The 19,648-nt window shown below is 40.2% G+C and carries 19 protein-coding genes; 13 read left to right on the top strand and 6 right to left on the bottom strand.

The annotated features are described in order from the left end of the window. Positions 1–207 precede the first annotated feature (207 nt). The 10 genes from AC1DOV_RS31295 (at position 208) to AC1DOV_RS31250 (ending at position 6,598) form a co-directional block, all read left to right on the top strand. Positions 208–510 carry a GNAT family N-acetyltransferase gene (locus tag AC1DOV_RS31295; protein ID WP_477551900.1) on the top strand — a complete coding sequence of 101 codons (303 nt, stop codon included), beginning with the start codon at positions 208–210 and terminating at the stop codon, positions 508–510. 20 nt (positions 511–530) lie between these two features. After that, complete coding sequence (locus AC1DOV_RS31290) at positions 531–728, top strand: GNAT family N-acetyltransferase (protein WP_477551899.1); 198 nt, start codon at positions 531–533, stop codon at positions 726–728. Between the two features lie 49 nt (positions 729–777). Beyond that, a complete protein-coding gene (locus tag AC1DOV_RS31285; RefSeq protein WP_477551898.1) occupies positions 778–1,179 on the top strand; it encodes a hypothetical protein in 402 nt (133 codons plus the stop codon). Between the two features lie 277 nt (positions 1,180–1,456). Then, positions 1,457–1,879: a hypothetical protein gene (locus AC1DOV_RS31280; protein ID WP_477551897.1), complete on the top strand. Its 423-nt coding sequence runs from the start codon at positions 1,457–1,459 to the stop codon at positions 1,877–1,879. 353 nt (positions 1,880–2,232) lie between these two features. Further along, the gene (locus AC1DOV_RS31275) at positions 2,233–2,649 is read left to right on the top strand and encodes a hypothetical protein (RefSeq protein WP_477551896.1); all 417 of its coding nucleotides are present in this window, start codon (positions 2,233–2,235) and stop codon (positions 2,647–2,649) included. Between the two features lie 250 nt (positions 2,650–2,899). Further along, positions 2,900–3,217, top strand: coding sequence for a hypothetical protein (locus tag AC1DOV_RS31270; protein WP_477551895.1), 318 nt, complete (start codon positions 2,900–2,902; stop codon positions 3,215–3,217). 71 nt (positions 3,218–3,288) lie between these two features. Continuing rightward, on the top strand, positions 3,289–3,972 hold the full coding sequence (locus AC1DOV_RS31265; RefSeq protein ID WP_477551894.1) for a hypothetical protein: 684 nt from the start codon (positions 3,289–3,291) through the stop codon (positions 3,970–3,972). A 119-nt stretch (positions 3,973–4,091) separates the two neighbouring features. Beyond that, a complete protein-coding gene (locus AC1DOV_RS31260) occupies positions 4,092–4,934 on the top strand; it encodes a tyrosine-type recombinase/integrase (protein WP_477551893.1) in 843 nt (280 codons plus the stop codon). A 154-nt stretch (positions 4,935–5,088) separates the two neighbouring features. After that, positions 5,089–5,886 (top strand): YwqG family protein, encoded by a 798-nt coding sequence (locus AC1DOV_RS31255; protein WP_477551892.1) that lies wholly within the window; start codon positions 5,089–5,091, stop codon positions 5,884–5,886. A gap of 244 nt (positions 5,887–6,130) precedes the next feature. Beyond that, a complete protein-coding gene (locus AC1DOV_RS31250; RefSeq protein WP_477551891.1) occupies positions 6,131–6,598 on the top strand; it encodes a hypothetical protein in 468 nt (155 codons plus the stop codon). A gap of 211 nt (positions 6,599–6,809) precedes the next feature. On the opposite strand, the gene AC1DOV_RS31245 is transcribed toward AC1DOV_RS31250, so the two are convergent. Beyond that, positions 6,810–7,172, bottom strand: coding sequence for a hypothetical protein (locus tag AC1DOV_RS31245; protein ID WP_477551890.1), 363 nt, complete (start codon positions 7,170–7,172; stop codon positions 6,810–6,812). A gap of 1,229 nt (positions 7,173–8,401) precedes the next feature. Between AC1DOV_RS31245 and AC1DOV_RS31240 the strand changes: the two genes are divergently transcribed. After that, positions 8,402–10,912 (top strand): discoidin domain-containing protein, encoded by a 2,511-nt coding sequence (locus AC1DOV_RS31240; RefSeq protein WP_477551889.1) that lies wholly within the window; start codon positions 8,402–8,404, stop codon positions 10,910–10,912. Between the two features lie 1,348 nt (positions 10,913–12,260). On the opposite strand, the gene AC1DOV_RS31235 is transcribed toward AC1DOV_RS31240, so the two are convergent. From AC1DOV_RS31235 to AC1DOV_RS31215, 5 genes are all read right to left on the bottom strand, one after another. Then, the gene (locus AC1DOV_RS31235) at positions 12,261–13,112 is read right to left on the bottom strand and encodes a nucleotidyltransferase domain-containing protein (RefSeq protein ID WP_477551888.1); all 852 of its coding nucleotides are present in this window, start codon (positions 13,110–13,112) and stop codon (positions 12,261–12,263) included. Positions 13,113–13,394: 282 nt separating this feature from the next. Next, on the bottom strand, positions 13,395–14,048 hold the full coding sequence (locus tag AC1DOV_RS31230; protein WP_477551887.1) for a DUF998 domain-containing protein: 654 nt from the start codon (positions 14,046–14,048) through the stop codon (positions 13,395–13,397). Positions 14,049–14,569: 521 nt separating this feature from the next. Further along, positions 14,570–15,127 (bottom strand): dihydrofolate reductase family protein, encoded by a 558-nt coding sequence (locus AC1DOV_RS31225; RefSeq protein ID WP_477551886.1) that lies wholly within the window; start codon positions 15,125–15,127, stop codon positions 14,570–14,572. A 508-nt stretch (positions 15,128–15,635) separates the two neighbouring features. Next, complete coding sequence (locus AC1DOV_RS31220) at positions 15,636–15,851, bottom strand: hypothetical protein (protein WP_477551885.1); 216 nt, start codon at positions 15,849–15,851, stop codon at positions 15,636–15,638. Positions 15,852–16,362: 511 nt separating this feature from the next. After that, positions 16,363–17,115, bottom strand: coding sequence for an NADAR family protein (locus AC1DOV_RS31215; RefSeq protein WP_477551884.1), 753 nt, complete (start codon positions 17,113–17,115; stop codon positions 16,363–16,365). A 312-nt stretch (positions 17,116–17,427) separates the two neighbouring features. On the opposite strand from AC1DOV_RS31215, the gene AC1DOV_RS31210 reads away from it, so the two are divergent. Then, positions 17,428–17,829 carry a VOC family protein gene (locus AC1DOV_RS31210; protein ID WP_441883104.1) on the top strand — a complete coding sequence of 134 codons (402 nt, stop codon included), beginning with the start codon at positions 17,428–17,430 and terminating at the stop codon, positions 17,827–17,829. A gap of 683 nt (positions 17,830–18,512) precedes the next feature. Beyond that, positions 18,513–19,388 (top strand): hypothetical protein, encoded by an 876-nt coding sequence (locus AC1DOV_RS31205; protein ID WP_477551883.1) that lies wholly within the window; start codon positions 18,513–18,515, stop codon positions 19,386–19,388. Positions 19,389–19,648 lie beyond the last annotated feature (260 nt).

Raw genomic sequence — 19,648 nt, 5'->3', positions numbered from 1 at the left:
GCCCGAACTCAAAGAGTATTATAAGAATTTAAAGACTGAGAATCTTGAGGGAGAATTGATTCTAGATACGGTTCAGGAAATAAAATCACTAATTGATCGAGTCGAAGCTTTTATCTTGGAACAAAACAAATGATTAAGCTAACGGGCAGTTTACTTCAATCCGCAAGTTTTATTTAGAACAATTTGATAAATGATCGGAAGTGACTAATGAACATTCGTCTGTTGAATGACTCTGATGCCCAAGTGTATAGAGAAGTAAGGTTACGTGCATTGAAAAATGACCCCGATGCATTTGGATCAACGTATGAGCAAGAAGAAACTAAACCACTGGGGCACATTATAGAAAGAATACACCATACAAAAGATCAATTTACATTGGGATGTTTTGACGACAGTAACACATTAGTTGGCATTGTCAATTTTTCACGTGAAAACAGGCTTAAGACGGCACATAAAGGAAACATTTACGGTATGTACGTAGAGCCTCAATTTCGAGGACGGGGGGGGTAAGTAAAGCCCTTCTATTAGCCTTGATTGAAAGAGCAACAAAAGAATGTGAAGGGTTGGAACAGATTCATTTGACGGTTGTGTCTAATAACAAATCAGCAAAACGCTTATATGTCTCGCTGGGGTTTGAAGTTTACGGTATAGAACCACATGCATTAAAGTTTGATGAACAGTATTTCGATGAAGACTTAATGATTTTAAGATTGCGACTTTTAAACTAAAGGGAAACGATAGTTGAGAAAAAATTGATAACTATGGAGGTTTAAACATATGGATGAAATAGTCGGAGCATGGTCTGCAGATGCTTTATTTGTACCGGGAACAAGTGATGAGATAATTTACTTTCTTGAATCCGGAGAAGGGTGGATAGAATACCTAAATTGGTCACTCTCCGAAATCGAAACATTTAAATGGTGGCGTAATGAGGAAGGGAGAATTAATATTAAAGGAGAAACCATTCATTCAAACTCTAAACCTCTGAAAAAGTCAAACAAAGTACATTCAAATTTAATAATAAGTTTCCAACAAGGAACTACGACAACAGATAAACCCATAACTATCCTGTCAGTAGAAAACGATAACCTATTCGAAACAAATAAATATGGTTTAGTGAAAAGAATAATTGAAAAAAATTATTTTGCTAAAAGACTGATACTTTTAAATAAAAGTTAATTTTAACTGTGCACGATTTTTTAAGCTAATGGCTAATGATAGTTGAACATACAAAGAGCAGTTTGCTACGGCAGCTGCTCATTTCTTTGTTAAGCTAACGGGCAGGATTGCTCAATAACATCACGAACTTAAATTCAAGGTAATTGCTCTACACATGAATCAGTTTTGAAAGACAACTCAAGTTAATGGTATGTGGCATAAACCTTTTGTTGCTCATTCAAATCGCTAATTCCAATGAGTTATTTTAAATTCTTCGTTTTGGTAGGAGGACTAATAAATGCGAAAGTTTTTTATGTTTATTTTGCCCATAATAATCTTAACTTTATCAGGATGTATTCAATCAGCGGTCAATGATTATAGGGATGGTCAGCCGGAAATTCTCATTTTGCCCAACGAGTATCGTTTATATGGGGGCAACCCTGGGCTTAATTTTATCCGAAAAAAACCTGATGGTTCTCCACAAGTAGTTGAACCTAGTGTAGAAAAAGTCGGATGGAATGATGTCTATGTGCTTTACAAAAGAGTCGATTATGATAATAAAACGGAGCATGGACTTCTGGATACAGAAAAGGGAACAATTGAAAAACTTGATTCAAACATTGATATTCAGAAACAGTTGAACGAGAGGGGTATTGGTCCAATCGAGATGTTCGATGTGAACGAACTTGTGGAGAAGAAACGCAAAGAATTGGAAGGGTAACCAGTTGAAATCGACAGCTGCAAGTTTGATGCTACTCTATTGAGGGCTTTCTATACTCGAATAAGCACGTGAGTACGTTACTGAAATGTTGGCGTTTGTAAAAGTTTATGAGTAAGGAAATCACCTTTAAAGCTGAGTAGATAGCATTTTGGAAGATACTTGATTGAACTAACGGGAAACGATAGTTAAACAATCAAGGGGCAGCCTGCTATGGCAACTGCTCCATTTTTTTATTAAGCTAACGGGCAAGGATAATTCAATCATTTCACGAATATGTTAAATATTAAGCTATTTATGATTTTCACAAATTTTAGGATTTACGAAACTACAGAAGACATTGTAGGTGATACAGGTTGAAAGGATTTATGCTACTCGTTAGTATACTTTTACTCATGACAGGTTGTAATTCAATTGATAACCATTATGTACACTTTAATCCTTCAAAGGTTAAGGTAGGTGATCAAATAGCGGGATTAACATTGATCTCTATTAATTATGATAAAGAAACGGAAACCGTGAATGCTTATTTTGAAGGTGAAGTTGAAATATCGGGATACTATATGGATTCAGGGTTCTTTGCTCCTGATATTACGAGTCATTTACCTAAAGCGACTTATGAAGAATCACATGAGAATAGTTTTAGATTAGAAAATATGCCGGGATTTGATAGTGAGCATAGAATGGGAACAATTTTAATTAAAGATTATGAAATCCATACCAGGAATACAGACTTAATTAATCAAGCTGAATTTGTAAGAAAGATTGAATAAGATAGTTATAATTCGGATGTCTGTACCTTCTCATAGAACCATATTCACGCTTCGAACCATTCAGCTGTCGGTATGGTTGTTACGCTAACTGGGAACGATAGTTGAACAATCATGGAGCAGTTTGCTGCGGCAGCTGCTCCATTTCTTTGTTAAGCTAACGGGCAGGTTGATTCCAATATGCGCTATACTTTCAAAGTAACAGTAATGCTCGTTATTCTTCAAAAATGTCGTATTCAGGAGGTGTATCTTAATGGGGAAGACATTCTGCAAAAGAACTAAAAAGATGATGGTAAATGGTTCTCAATTCCACTGCGTTATTAATGAGATTCCTAGTAATAAATTTGTGAATTTTAAGGTCTATTCATCAAAAACCTCATATTTTGAAGTCTTATTTACATGGGAAGGTAGCTGGCATTTCATCCCACATAAGCCAAGTAATTGTGAACGTTTAATTAGATATGCGATTGAAAATGGATGGGAATTTAGTCATGAAAAGAAAACGTTGAAAATAGAACAAGGAGATTTTCTCATTGATAAATTAGGACTAACTTCACATAATCCTCATTAAGCTATCGGGCAGGATAATTCAACTATGTACCTGAATTTATAATTAATAATCGATAGAATTGAGGGTTAGGAATGCCCATTCTAAAAGAGTTTGATTTAGACATACCCTATACAAAAGAAGCTGGAACACCTGAAGATTATGAAGCATCTTGGAAACATAAACGAGTTCAATTTCGCGATCAAATCCGATGTATCACTTCTTTATATGAAAGATCTTTTGATAAATTCAAGACAACTGATTCATGGAAAGTATTAATTGAATGTGTGGATGAAATCATTGATCCGCGAGTCAAAGACTATTCAGGTGTTTGTACTGTTCAAGTTCAATTTCATGTTGATTCATTTTTCACTATGAATGATCAGGAAAAAAAAGATACAACATTTAAATTATTGAGGAGAGGAATTGATAAGCTTATTTCTGAAAAATATTGGGATTCAGCTCCATTCGAACTAGCATTTGAAAAAGTGAAAAGAGCTGAATTGAAAAATGATTGGTATTGGAAAAAGCCTATTATAAGCCCTGATAGAAAACTAAAAGCAAGTATATATATAATTCATGAAGTAGCGGTTGTAAAAGCTTACTTAATTGTTAGTGATAAAAAAAATGTAGAGATACTCCGCTCAGAGGTTTTTAGGGATCGACCGAATGAATGGGCCTATGCGCGGTACTTAGGTGAAATATTATGGTCATCACCAAATGAGGTTGCTCTCTTTAATAAAAATAAAGAGATTGTTAGCAAACAAACTATAGATTAAGGGTACTAATAACTGAAAACATTCAACTAACAGGAAACGCTAGTTCAATACTGTAGGCAGATTAAAACCTCTCCTTAGAAGCAAACTAGATTTAATAGCTTCTAAAGGGAGGTTTTGTTATGAACTTAAATGAGTTGTGGAGGTTGTATGAAGCTGACAAACGTATTCAAGGGTTCAGTCCAAAAACATTAAAGGCATACGCCCTTCAGCACAAAATGTTAATACTGGAGCTAGGTGGCCTCGATATAACGGAGGTAACGTTAACAATGCTTAAGGAGTACTTGGCAAAACAAGCAGATCGGTTGAAGCCAAGCAGCCTAGGCCATCGAATTCGGTTTGTTCGTTCTCTTTTCCGTTACGCGTATGAAGAGACGTATCTGACTTCAAATCCCTCTCTAAAATTGAGAGAACCAAAATTAGATAAGAGCATTCCTAAGTTTTTGATTGAGGAAGACGTTATACACTTGAAGATCTCTTGTCAGTCACTCAGAGAAAGAGCGCTGCTTGAGTTTCTCTACTGTACCGGCTGCCGGGTTGGGGAGGTGGAGAAGATCAATATCGAGGACCTTAATTGGGAGAACTGCTCAGCAATCGTTAATGGCAAGGGTTCGAAGCAGAGAGAAGTTTACTTTACGACAGAGTGCAAAGTATGGTTAAAGAAGTCCCTGGCCAGTCGTGGGGATTCCTGTAAAGCCGTATTTGTAACCGATACTCATCCAACAAAACGTATGGCTATACCTACGATTAGATGGGCATTAAAACGGCTTGCAGATCGGGGAGAAATTGAAGCGAACGTATATCCTCATCGCTTTAGACATACTTATGCATGCCAGCTCCTTGATAATGGTGCTCCTCTAGATTTCATCCAAGGTATGCTTGGTCATGAGAAAGCATCAACCACACAAATTTACGCACAGCTCCGCGGCGAGCGTCGGAGAGAACTTTATCGACGATTTTTTTAATGCGTATTGGCGGCGGATACCCCTTTAGAAATCCGCCGCTATTCAACTGAAGGATAGGATAATTGAATAGACGGATCTCCTTTTTTGTTTAGCTAAAGGGGATGAATATCTTCTGTCGAAATACAGTAGATACTATTTTATGGAGGATATGCGAATGATGCAGCCGGAGCCGTCATTGGAGGTAATCAAACAATTATTTTTGAACGCAGGTTTGGAAAGGCATTGGGAGAAATACAATCAGTTAGTGAAGCCTGGTTTCTTCCTAGAACCGACTATAGCACCAGAAGATGAAATTCCTATCGGAAAAAGTAAGATTGGAGGGAACCCTGATATTCCAATGGGTTTTACGTGGCCGGACTGGGAAGGGCATCCAATGAGTTTTATAGCACAAATAAATTTAGAGGAATTTCCTATGTCTTCGATAGATCAGAATTACCCTGCCACTGGGATTCTTCATTTTTTTTATCCTTGTGATGATGATGTGCGTTTCTCTGATGAATTTTTATATGACGCCTTTCCAAAAGATCAAAACGTGGTGCTGTACACATCTGATTTATCCGATCTGAAACGAATTCAGGCAGATCCCGATATCATTTCATTTTCGAGTTGTTTAATGAATGTAAAATTTGAAAACATGATTCCGGTTAACTCACTTATTAATGAAAAACGTTTATTTGATAACGACGAGGAAGCGTATGTCCTCTACGAGAACTTCTGCTCTTCATATTATGAGATGTGTAATCATGATATTGGATTTCGCTTTTTTGGTTATATAAATGGATTACAGTATGACTTTCAAGATGCTGATACTGAGTTGTTATTTCAGGCAGATACCAATGATGAAATAGGAATGCAATGGGATTTATCAGGATTACTTTATTTTTATATTACAAAGGAAGATTTGCTGAATAGGAATTTTGATGAAGTGTTTACTGATCGGGTCGGTACTTAGTATGCGGCCCCATAAAATCCCCCCGTTTGTTAGGAACTAAATAGAAATTCTGAACAAATCCCACTACGTTTGCTGGAAGTCGAGACACTCAGCCATACGGATGAACGATAACTCAATCCTGACACGACGGCAGCCGGCCAATGACCGACTGGTGTTTTCTCAACTAACGTGCAGGATAGTTCAATGAAATCAGGATAAAATGGAAAACATGCATGATATAATGTTGTAGGAAGTGAAATATAGTATGAACAAAAAATCATTACTTGAATGGGAAACTAGCCATAATGCATTAAATAGGACTGTCGAAGGCTTTTGGAGTTATTTTAGAAAATGGTGTCAAGAAGAGAAAGACGATTACCACGACACATTTCATGGAAAGTTGTATGAGGATTTTATTAGTGTACATGAACGGTCAATGTACCTTAAATATACTTTTAACCTTGAAGAAGCAGTAATATTTTGTTCAGTAAATATTTTTTATTTAGAAGAACACATCGGTACTTATGATATTGAATTTAATTTAGACGGAGAAATTGCTGATGAATATTTAGATTTTGACGATATTTTATTCAAAGATAGGGTGTTGAAAATGAAACATAACTTGAGAATTGCCCGAAATGCCTTAAAACAAGGAATTGAAATTGGAACAGTATCCAATATTACTGGAATTGATTCAAATTATATTGAGATTTTGAAGGTGAAATATTGTTAAGCTAAGCGATCATTTGTTATACCCCAATGTTCATTTGACATCGTATACATCCTAGAAACAAGATGGATTTAAAATACTTACAGTCAAGCTGAGCGATTTCAGGAATTCCTCCTGAGATTCGCTCTTTTTTTTCGCATTTTAAGTCCTAATAATTTAATAAACCTCTCGTCATAGACGAGAGGTTTTAATGATAATTACTATTTATTCGCTATTAACTCGCAAAACCTGCCATAACATGCCAGCTCCCTGGAGCTGATAACATATAACGGTATTCGCCAGCTGGTTGTCCAGTTGCTATTGTTAATAATGGTGTGGTTGTAGAACCCGGATAAGTCCATTCTTGAGGGTTCAACGTGATTTGTTTGGAAGCAACAAATGTGTTCCCGCGATAAACATTAATCGTCAAAGTATCACGGTATTTACCCGTGTTAACAATAACGCCATGTCCAAATTTAATGGTTCCGCTTGAGATTGTAACGTTCGGGCTAGTGTAACTAAACGCAGCGAATGCTGTTGCTGCAAAACTCAAAAGCATGACTAAAACAAGTGAGAGGGAAAATATACCTTTCTTCATCCTTACATCTCCTTTAATTAGAAATATTAGTGAATTATGTAAGAGGGCCTCTGCACCAAGAGTATAGACAAAGCTATAGAATAAGTAAAGGTGAAAATCATACTATATGTTCAGTTTGCAGATGATAGAATATTATCCCCGATCCGCGCCGTGCTGATATATTCCGGAAGCAGTTTGACTATCTGTTCCAAAAAAAGTAGGGAAATCGTCAGGTTATATTCAATTCTAGAGGAGCTTAGTGTTGATTGCCCTATATCTGATGGAACAAAAATGAATAGGATGATTGTAATATTCTTTGAGGAAGTCAGTAGCTCACAGATAGACAATTGAGCGGATGGAAAGCCACTGTTAACGGACAACTGCGCGCAGCCAACTCGATGCGACCTCAAGAGGTGCTGGCGTAGTGTGCGTCCTATGAATATCATTATATTTGATTAATAGCAATCAAATTTGCCGATACTAATGATACCGGCTACCTTCTATTGGATCAAGGGGGGAGTGTGAGAGCGCTTCCTCGATCTAAGGTGTGTGGACAAAATAACAATGCTAAGAATACAAGATAGATTGTGACACAAGCCATGTAATGTCGGATGACAAGAATATGAGCCGATTAACTACCGCGTAAATCGCGGTTTTTTTGTTTTATCGGTACATATTCTTGGCAGTGTGCAATGTCAAGAATATGTACCGAATGCCGAAAAAGGCCAAGAATGTATACCGATTGCCGATGAACTATTTTATCAAGTGTTTTGCATATTTCATAATCAAACCAAAATCGACTACAAAGAGAAAATGGTAAAAAGGGACTTTTCATTTATTTAGTGCTTTTTGGAATTCGTTGATAATATCTTCAATTAGCATTAATTGAATTTTGTAACTATGTTCTGCAGGCCATTGAGCTTACGGGCAGGATAGTTTAAGATCAAACGCGGTGAACCGTACCACAAATAAGGGCAATTTTTTTTTGGAGAATTTCTTGCGGCGTATGGGTTTGAATATATGTGCGTAGGTCACATGTGAAGAAACGAGAGAAAGGTGCATCGGTTCATTTTTTTGATTTGTAAAAAGGTGTATATGAAAGTAAACAAATATCTATTTCCAAGCATAAAATTGCCTCATAGAATTAGTCGTAAAGAGGCCGTTTGGAGCTTGGATAAAATGGACACTCGGATCAAGACCATGTACCAGACTTGTTAAAATCATTTAAACCTAAGAAATGGGGATGAAAGATGAAGCGAAGTCAGAGGTATCCAAGACGAAGTTCCTTGCTGTTATCATTTGTGTTAATCTTATCGATTGTTTTTTCTGTTCAACCATCAGTAGTGAAGGGAGAAGGGGATAGGTCGCCGAAGATTCCGCAGGGGCAGGAGGATCAACAGCCTTTACTTGAAGTTCCTAATCAGCAGGGACAACAAGAAAAGTCCGATCCTGATCTCGAGCAACAACCCCAGTCTAACTTAGAACAGCCGCTTTCCTCTGCTGCTGCAACAGGATATTTCCCACCAAATACCGCGGCATCTGGGAATGTGAAGAACATGGCCTTGCTTTATACTGGATATTACGGTGGACGAACGACATATGAGGGAAGAGAAATCGGCACGTATGACAAGTATACGCTTTTGCCCTATGTTGCGCACTACAACAGTAATAATGTGATGGATGACACCTTTTTCGATTCATTTCTATTTCTAGGAATCAACACATCTGACTATAGAGATTTTGGTGATACAGCGGACCCTGCCAAGTGGACCTATAAGGCGGATTGGGAATGGTATATAAACCGCATTTTCACCGCTAATCAACAACTCGATGCCCTCAACCAAGCAACCCAGCAAGTTGCAACCACACTAAATCTAACAAATTACAAATCCAAAGTATATATTATGATGCCTTATCCTAATAGTGAAATCACCAATTTCGGAGATGTCGATAACGACGGAATCAGCGAAAATCTGAATTCGACGCCTAGCAATATGACGAAGGTAACCAAATGGTATATCGACACCGTATTAAGCAGATGGAATCAAGCCCAATACAGCAACCTTGAATTAAAAGGCTTCTACTGGTTCCATGAAGATATTGATCCCGGCAATCCGGGTGAAGTAAATGCAATTAATAACTCTGGTAACTATCTTCATACGCTTGGTCTGAAACTTGCCTGGATTCCTTACTTTGGTGCCGGACAAAGCAATAACTGGAATAATTATGCAATCGATTTTAGCATCCAGCAGCCCAATCACTATTTCGTTCCGGAGACTGATTATTCGAGAATGACGAATGTATCGACCCAAGCTCAAACATATAATAAGGGCATCGAAATGGAGTTTGACGAAAGAGCGATGTTCGACCCCGATTTTAAAAACCGATTCGATAATTACTTAAAGGCCGGCGTAGAATACGGATACATGACGGGAGCGGTCAAGGGTTGGTATCAAGATATTTTTGGGATATATAACTTGTATAAAAACAAGAATAACAACGGTGTAAACGGAGTTTATGACGGGAGACAGATGTATGAAGATATCTACAAATTTGTTAAAGGAACGTATACCATTCCAGTTAATCTTGCAAGCGGTAAATCGGCAGTAGCCTCTTCCAACCAAAGTTCTTCTCTATCCGCTGCTAAAGCTGTTGACAATTTGCCGGGTACACGGTGGTCAAGCCAACAGTATTCAAGTACAGAGTGGATTTACGTCGATCTCGGGCAAGCCTACAACATCAAACGCGTCAAACTTAACTGGGAGTATGCTTACGGCAAGAGCTACAAAATTCAAGTATCGAATGATGCGGTCAATTGGACCGATGTGTACTCGACAACGACAGGCAACGGAGGTGTAGACGATATAGGCTTTGTGCCTACAACGGCAAGATATGTGAGAATGCACGCAACAGAGAGGGGCACGAGCTATGGTTACTCTATTTATGAGTTTCAAGTATATGGAAACAGCGTCGGATCCGCTACTACAACAAATTTGGCGTTAAATAATACAGCTACGTCATCTTCCAATCAAGAGGCAGCTCTTTCTCCGAATAATGCGGTTGACGGTAACGTGGCGACAAGATGGGCCAGTCAGTTTGCAGACCCGCAATGGATTACGATCGACCTTGGGCAGGCTTATAACATAAATCGAGTTATATTGAATTGGGAGCTTGCCTATGGCAAAGGCTACAAGATTCAAGTATCGAATGACGGTGTCAACTGGATGGATGTGTATACGACAACGAATGGAGACGGGGGGATTGACGATATATTCTTTACTGCCGTAAATGCAAGGTATGTAAGAATGTACGGAACCGAGAGAGCTTACTCCTTCTATGGCTATTCCTTATATGAATTCCAGGTTTATGGCAAACCGAATCTAGCGTTAAACAAATCGGCAACATCTTCTTCCAACGAGACATCCACATTAACGGCCGATAAAGCGGTGGATGGTAATGTAACGACAAGATGGGCCAGCCTGTTTTCAAATCCGCAATGGATCTATGTAGACCTCGGACAGGAAACCCGCGTCAACAATGTCAAACTCAACTGGGAGTATGCTTATGCTAAGGGCTATAAGATTCAGGTGTCGAACGATGCAACCAACTGGACGGATATATACATGACAACGAATGGAGACGGTGGTATAGACGATATCTACTTTGAACCGGTAAATGCAAGGTATATAAGGATGCATGCGACAGATCGAGGCACAGGCCACTGGTATTCTCTTTATGAGTTCGAAGTTTATGGCAGCTGAACCATTAGCATAACGTAAAGCCTAATATGGGGTTCTCATCCCAAATAACAAAACAAGCCCATGCACGAAACTGAAGTGCACCCCTTTTAGTAGACATTGGAAAAACCCATATGGGAAACCGATGATACTTTAGGGGTGTATTTTTATGAGGAAAAGAGAGCAACCGAATAAATTGTATTCATATGAAGTAAGGAAAGAAGCCGTACGTTTACACGAAGAGGATAGATGGACGTACAAGCAAATTACAGAGAAGTATGGAATACAAGATAAAGATAGAGTTCGTAAATAGGTGTATAAATTTAGGAAAAAAGGCAAGTACGGATTATTGAATAACAGAGGCCGCCGCGAAGAATATAAAGATAAGGATCGTTACAACCAACAACTTCAACGGGAGAATACGGTTTTAAAAAAGTGCTTAGAAATCTGGAAACGGGAGGTGTGAAAGGCAAGTATGCAATTATCGAGGAGTTATCTGATGTTTACCCAGTGACCCTGCTATGTGAATTGCTTGATGTATGGAGAAGCGCGTACTATCGATATCTTAAGCGTAAGCAAGCAGACCCTGATGGCGAGACCAAGCAGCGGATCAAAGCGATTTATCTACAGCGTGAGCGAACGTACGGTTATAGGAGAATCCAAGGTAAGTTAAGTTCTTGTCATTTATGGAATCAATTCTTGTGTCATCCGACACGGTTGTAAATGAAAATTCAGTAGTTACTAGGCTTTAAATCGATTTTAATACATATGTACAAAATACGAGTTTTGTGAAGAAGTAGTGATGAAATTAATATTAATGACTGATTCGTCTTTAACTTGCTGTTACTTCACTTACTCTTGCCTTCATTTTATGTACTTCATTATAATGATAAATTCCATACAACTTCCGCTCCAAATTAAACGGTTTGCTCTTGTGAATTAACACTATTAAAATCTTGAGTTTAATTTCATTAGTAATGCTACAATTCAGCTGTCTTAATTATCCTTAGAGTTAATTTTAGAGTTAATCCTTAAAGTTTATTTTGCTCTTCATGAATTGTAATTCTAAACTCATGTAAAGTTTCCATTGTAAAATCTAATTTTTCCCATATATTTTAGTGTTCAATTTTTTCAGTCATACCACAATGTTTTTCTATAATACTGCAGCTGCAATTTTCTTAAACGGATTGATCAATGAACTTGCATTGGATCATAAAAAAATCACCAATATGACGCATGTATTGATAAATAATTTCCTCCTAACAACGAATAATTTTAACTTAATCATCGTTAACCTGCCCGTTAGTGCAACGAGGCTGCCGATCCGTACCGGCAGCCTCGTTCTAGTTGCTTATTAAGCTATAGATTCGCGTTAGTTCAGCAGATTTTTATTTTTCACTAGATTGTCTGTTTCGTGAGTCAGATCATGTAACAGGCTTAGAGCTTTCTCCAAACCGGCCTGCTCTTCTGTCACTAAGGTGAATATCTTGTTTATTCTATGGGAGTAATTGCTTGGGACCATGCTAAAAGTATCGACGATAGCAGCAGCTCCTTTTTCGTTCATCCAGTATGTTTCATTAAGTGCAAACAAAACCTGATTTAAACAAGAGACTGATTTAAAACAACATCCAGCAAAGTAAGATAAATCATTTTTATAGATACCTTTTTTCCCATTCTCTAAGGAGAAATTCGCTTCCCATAAAAATTTTTGAATTACTGCTTTTTGCAAAACGTGCGAGTATGGACTTGTTCTAGATTTCATTTCTCCAATAAGACCTGTTGGATCCCATAAAATCCTACACAACGCGATTTCAGCTAAATATATAGAATTGATAAATCCATGATGATGTCCCGGTTGATAGTCGATTGTAAGATCCCCTCTGAGACAGTTGTCAATTACTTTTGACACTATATTAAGATCACGGTATAAAAAATCGACCGGTTGTTGATGCACTTTCAGCCAACCACCACCATTAATCCATGGCCCCCATCCACCGATTTCTGTTATTAAATTGACTCTATTATCATCATCCAAGGTGGAAGCTATCTGATCAAGGTGGGAAATGTCTAACCCATTCTTTAGGTTATAATAAATTCCAATATCAATATCAGAGTTGGGGTTTTCAGTCCCCCTAGCTCTTGAACCACCAAGAACCAGAGCCTGCACACCATCGATTTGCTTAAGACTATCCATAATTTTGGAAATAATACTTTGTACATCCATACCTCTCACTCCGTTCGAATATGTCTAAAGCTGCCCGTTATCTTAACGCCTATCCGTACATCTATACAAAAACCTTTATTTTGTGAAGATGTACAAGGAGCTGCCGAGACAGCTCCCTATCGTTCGTATAAAACACCAGGGATTTCGCTGCACTTGCTTAGCTTGGCATATGCCGTTCTGACTTATGACTCATCGTCATGGTTCAAAGTAAGACTGATGCTGCGGTTATACGAAACCGGCTCGAATGAATCGGAAATCATTAATGGTTCTCTCTTGTTGAATCTATGCCTGAAGGGCTTCAACACGTAATCTCGCGGCAAGAACCGAAACCCAACCGAAGGCAACAATTCCAGCGCTCCCCATAATAACGCCGATCCAAGTGCCGATACTTGAGCCTAAAATAATGAGCACAGGCGCAAGGATACAAGATGCAATACAATAGATACTCCAACCACGCTCGCCTTGTGTAGCAAACCGACGTGCAAAAACAATGCTTGCCGCAACTAGACAAATAAAAGCCGTAAAGAAAGCAACGGAATGGAGTGTTGCATGAACGCTCATCGATGTTGGCATTCCGGCAGAGGCACCTGGGGGAAAGCTGAGGCCAGGATCTGGGCGAAACAGACCTGCCAGAATCATGCCAATCCCATAGATTCCAATGAGCAACGAACCCCACTTGCCTCCCATACGCCCTCGCAGCAAACGGCGCACTCCAATCGCTGCACAAACAGCAAGCAATCCTGTCATGAAGAAATTTGCGCTTTGAATCCATCCCAAATCCCCCAACGTAAGGGTACTGATGGCGTGGCGCCTGATATCGAATCCTGTACGTGTAAACGATTGAATAATGGCTGCTATGTAGAATAGCGGTGTGGAAACAACCCCACACATTAGAAGAAGACGAATCGTCCTCGTATTCCGCTTATTTGTAAACATAATAATCTTATTCCCCTCTCATTGTCCATTTGATAATCTTTTATTCAGTCGTAATTGCAATTGTAGACCGTGAAATGCTCTGACAACAAATTAGTCAACAGCACCTTTCCGGGGGATCTGCGATAGCTGAACGCGCCCGATACTAGAATGTGTGACGGCCCCCGGCCAACTCTATCATAGGCAATCTTGTACAGTCCTTTGAAGTTACTGTGTGCATCGTACGTCTCCTTTTCAGTTATTACTGCTTTTATTTTAATATTCATCTCTCCCCTTGCGTACGGATATTTGAGCCTCTATTCAGACGACGAACAGATTTTGGCAAACTCGACATACTCGCAAATTTTTTTTATGGTATCGTAAGCACCCGTATGTTTTCTTAGCAATCATTGCGGATGATATTACTGAATCAACCAATGTGTCGATCGCTGATCGGCATCTGAATGGTAAAAAGACGTCCCATCTCCACTTGCACAACGATGATGGAGACGTCTCTGGTTGAATGAATTCAGATGGCTTTGTTGTTAATTGCCTATCTCGGGCTGGTAGATGTGAATCGAGACACCTGTGCTTAGTGTTTTGGCGTCCATGAGGCGCATAGCAGCCTTCTCGATCCCTTCTCTGAACAGCCGTTGTCCGCGACCTAAGATCACAGGATGGATCCAGAGCCGGTATTCGTCAATGAGATGATGCTTCATCAGCGTTTGTGCAAGATCGCCGCTGCCTACGACCAGCAAGTCTCCGCTGAACTCCTGCTTGAGTTTCGCTGCTTCTTCTGCCGCGTCGCCATGGATGATTGTGGCATTCCACTCCGCATGGCTTAGGGTTCTCGAAGCCACGAACTTCGACATGCCGTTCATCCGATCGGCCAGCCCCCGCATGCCGATCGCTGACGGCCATGTTGCCGCGAAGCTCTCGTAAGTTTTACGCCCCAGAAGAAGTGCTTCAACCGCGTGGGCCTGCTCGACAATGAGTGCCAGGTGCTCCTCGCCAACATAGGAGCGCTGCCAGCCCCCATACTCGAATTCATAGAGTTCGCCAGGCGCCTGCATGACGCCATCCAACGTAATGAATTGCTGCATGATGATTTTCCCCATTTTTATCCCTGTCCTTTCGTGTCGTGTAGTCGATTCCAACCGTTGCGTATCTCCCGGATGTCCTTCATCCAGGATCAGCTGAACTTCGCCGTTATAAAGACAACGAACGAGAGAATGGCAAATCGACATCCACGAGTTAGTAATAAATAGAACTTTGATACTCGGCTTGTTGAATGATCGTACCGTTTCAGGTTAAAGTAAGAAAAAACGCCAAGCCGGATTCAGGGCTTAGCGTATATTTTCGTTAATTACGCGGTAATTAATCGGCTCATATTCTTGTCATCTGACAATATTAAAGTTCGTGATGTGTCACATTTCATAATCGTGATATTACAAACAAAAGGAGCCTCACTGGCTCCTTTTGTTCTCCGAACATTAAAAAATCCCCGTTTGGGGATTATCATAGTCTTTTTCGGTCTTCAATACTTTGATTTAAAAGTTCAATACTGTAGCAAGATTAATTGTTGTGCTCTTGATCCTTTCAACTATTTATTCATCTGCTTGTAACTTGCTTACCGCCGATGATAAGCATGATAATACCAATTACTGCTAGAATAATCCGAACTAAGAATGGACGCAATGAAAACACAGTTTCACCTTGCCATTGCAATCCGAACAACGTTTCATTCAGCCCCACAATCGCCAATAATGGCTTAAAAAACAAACTCAGCGCTAATAATACTATCCCCCAAATCATTTTGCTATTCATTGATTCAAAACCTCTTTTTCAATTAATATAAATGAAGATTAGTTCACTAAAACGATCTATTATTGGCTTTCTAGAATTTTATCCCACATTGTCAAAGATAATATCCACACAGGTCCATAATTCTCTGTAATAAAAAAGTGTCCACCATCTACCATATGAAAAGTGGCTGCTCCACCTGCATAATATCTCCACTCGCACATGTCATACATTATAGCACTGAGGTCATTGCGACCATAATGTTCTTCAGAATCTGCTCACCCTAAGCGGCTTACTCATTGTGGCACTAACCATATAACCTCAGTTAAATCAAATCTTTTATGCGAATTTATGCATATGAAGTTTTATACTATTTTGTACATATGTATGTATATCGATTTTTTCTATGGCTTGTGTCACAATCGTCGATATTTGAACAACAATTTCAAATTTATGTTTTAGATTTCTCTTCGACCTATCATCCTAGGACCTTGCTTAATCTTTTAATACGTAACCATTAAGTTTCAATGATTTATTATTCTTCGTTCGATTTATTTCTCATTGCTTCTTGCATTTTTTTAGAGTCAGCCCAAACCTCAGGTGGCGTAAAGTAATCATCGTATTCTTTTAAAGCTTCAGGAGATTGTTTCATTCTCCACTCCCACAAATAAGTTAAATATGTTTCACCAATACCCATTCTCCATCCAATGCTAAATGGATGAATGTCTGGAAACGTAATCCATTGAGGAAGAAAGAACTCTGGCTCATAGTTCTCCATATTATTTCTGATGTTCATCAACAAATTGCCTAACATGTTTTTTCCTTGCCCGTCACCGCCATCTCCCCAATATGAATCATTGGTTGTATGTTCAACAATGGCACAATCACCAGTTGATAAGAGAATTGACTTAACATTTGGATGTTGTTCTATTTTAGCGACGATAGCTTCCCGCATAATGTTAACTTTGCACTCTTCCCAATCTTTACGGAGCGGTTTATTTTTATCTCGGCCTAATCGGGCGGCATCCATTGGCGTACTTGCAAAACGTATTTCATCTTCATGAACGGTACCTACAAACTTTTGAGCTTGAAAATAGTGTTCCGATGTTGGCCAGTCTTTGTTTTGTAACGTAATTGAATGTTTCGAAAAATTTGAGAAACAACCATATGGCTTATTTATTTCATAAAAATTGATTACCTTCTTATCAGCATTTCTGCTTAAAAGATTCCGTTTATTTTCTTCAATATTCTTTAATAATTCTTTTGCGATTTTTGCAATCTCATCCAAGAAACTTCCCCCACTCTTCATTCGACTTATAAACGCTGTTAGTATTTTTCTATATTTATTCTAGATATGATTAAGCTATCCTGCTCGTTGGCTTAATAAAGTAACTTCAGTCTATTACTTTATTTTATTCTGACAATGGCTGCAAACAGTCGATCGTTTACAACTGATTGCGGAGCGCGTATTTACTAAGTAAATCGTAGGATGCATGACAGGAATGTCATACTTTGCTGTTTCTTTTATAAGATTCGCTTCTACAGCCAGAAGTAGAGTATAGTAGGAGAAGTTAAAAATTTATTCCAGGAGGCTACAGCCATGTCACAGGAGATTTGGATTAACCTACCAGTCAAAGATGTTGAGAAGTCAACTGCCTTTTTCAATGAGATTGGATTCCATGCGGTGAGCGTTGGTAACGAGAGAGCCAAGCTTGCCATAGGCCAAACAACGATTCTGCTGTTCCCGGATGCGGCGTTTGAGAAATTTACCGGTTCAAAAACCGCAGATACTTCCCGTTGCGCAGAAGTAATATTTTCCATTGGCGCTGGAAGCAGAGAAGAAGTAGATGCCTTTATTCAAAAAGTAGAGTTTGCCGGAGGAAGCATCTTTGGCAAGCCGAGTGAAAATGACGGCTGGATGTACGGCGCAGGATTTGCCGACTTGGACGGTCACCGTTGGAACCTGCTGTACATGGATGAGAGCAAAATGCCGAAACGCTAATTTGGAAACGCCGGTCACCTGCTTAAGGTCAACGGCGTTTTCTCTTATTTCGGGTAGTTTTTTTTCGATTTCCTCTAAAAACTCTGGAGAAATTGCCCACCAATTTTCATCCAATAGAAACAATATTCCCAAATAATGATCGGCACCTTGCCCGAGAGTACGTTCAATTCATCAAGCAATTCTCCCAGTCGTTCAAAACCGTTCTACTCGTGCGCAATACTCTCAAATATCCCGTACGGTTCGTTCCTTCGTAGAAAAGCCTGAACGACGCTGGCTCCTTTAGCCCCATCTAATCCTACAACTGGCTCCATAACACACCCTAATTATAAAGTTGCTGTCACTCCCACGAAGGTTTCAAACCCATAGCTTCGCTACTGATTTATTGAACTATCCTTTCGCATTAGATGTAGAAATCAGGGTCCCTTTACGATTGTCTGTTAGAGTATCAATGTTCATGAGCAAGAATGTTGGTAAGCTTACCAATCGAGTCGTGTACATACAATCTTCGAACACCCCAAGGCTCATCAACAGGCCCATATTTTATGTGAAATCCAGCTCTCTTCATGCCTTCTAATGCTTGTTCGTGAGTTTATTTCCTATTGTAAAGTCTTCGGGAATGAGTCAATATAGTAGTCAATAAGTGGAAAAATACAGCAAAAAAATTATGGAGGTGAAGGATATCTATGAGGGATGCTGCAGAGGGACAACATGAGCACAGTGAGATGCTGCCGCTGTTTTCCACTACGGATAAAGGCGGACGAATGACTGCGCTGCTGCCGGGACGTGGCGTCGGACGCGCGACTCCGCTGCTGCCGTGGCTGTTCGCAGCTGCTGCACTGTGGGCGCTGACAGGCTCCCTGCCGTTTGGTGCCCTGCTCGGTCTTGCGCCAACACCGGCGATCAGTATGCTCCTCGGTCATCCGGTCACGGTGGGCGTCGCCGTAGTGTTGCTGTTCGTCGCAATCGGTGTGACTGGCGGAGTGTACTTGCGAGCGGTAGAACAGTTCGGACAGACCAGGGTCGCCGGCCTCTTCGTGTCGCTCGCGATTGCAGGAGGACTCGTCATAATCGCTGGAGTCTTCCTGATCTGGACGCTGATCAGCGATCCGTCGCGCCCCTTCAACCTCGAGGCCATCGGGACGTCACCGACGATCCCGCCAGAGCTTGGCGCTGTCATCGGAGCCGCCTTCGCCCTCTGGGCCATCATCGCGCTCTTACGGTTGCCCGGCTCGATCGCGCATGCCCGGCTACGTCAGAGTGACATTGAGCGCCTCCGAGTGGAGGGCTGCTCGTTCATCGGAACACTGACCACCGTGAGCTTCACGAACTGCTGGCTCTTCGATCTCCCGATATTCAAGGTCGAGGTAGGTTACATCGTCGACGGTACTCCTTGGGTCATCTCAGCGCACATGCGCACCAGTTCCGACCGTGTTCCCCTAGTAGGCTCTCGCATGCTCGTGCTGACAGACGATCGCGGAACTACCCACTTGGAGGTGGACCTGTCCAATGGAACGACATTTGAGCCGGACGTGAGGAAGTACGCCGCACCGACCGACTGAAGCTTCGGCCGGTGCATTCTCCACGAGCTTCACTTCCGCCTACTCCAGTGCTCATATCATGCAGTTTTCCTGCACAACACGAGCACACTTGCTCGTCTTCGCTTTTTTGAAGGTTCAATTTCATTTTCAGGATTGATTAAGAATTACTTTGTTTGATGGGATCATGGTGATACCTCCACCCGTTTAATTATTCTCAACCTTTTTTATTGGGCGGGAATGATGACAACAGTATGTCATATTATTCAGCACTTTTTTGAAAT

The organism is Paenibacillus sp. 01T47 (assembly GCF_056398245.1).
Note: the sequence above shows the minus strand (reverse complement) of the source record. Positions and strands in the feature narration are given on the sequence as shown.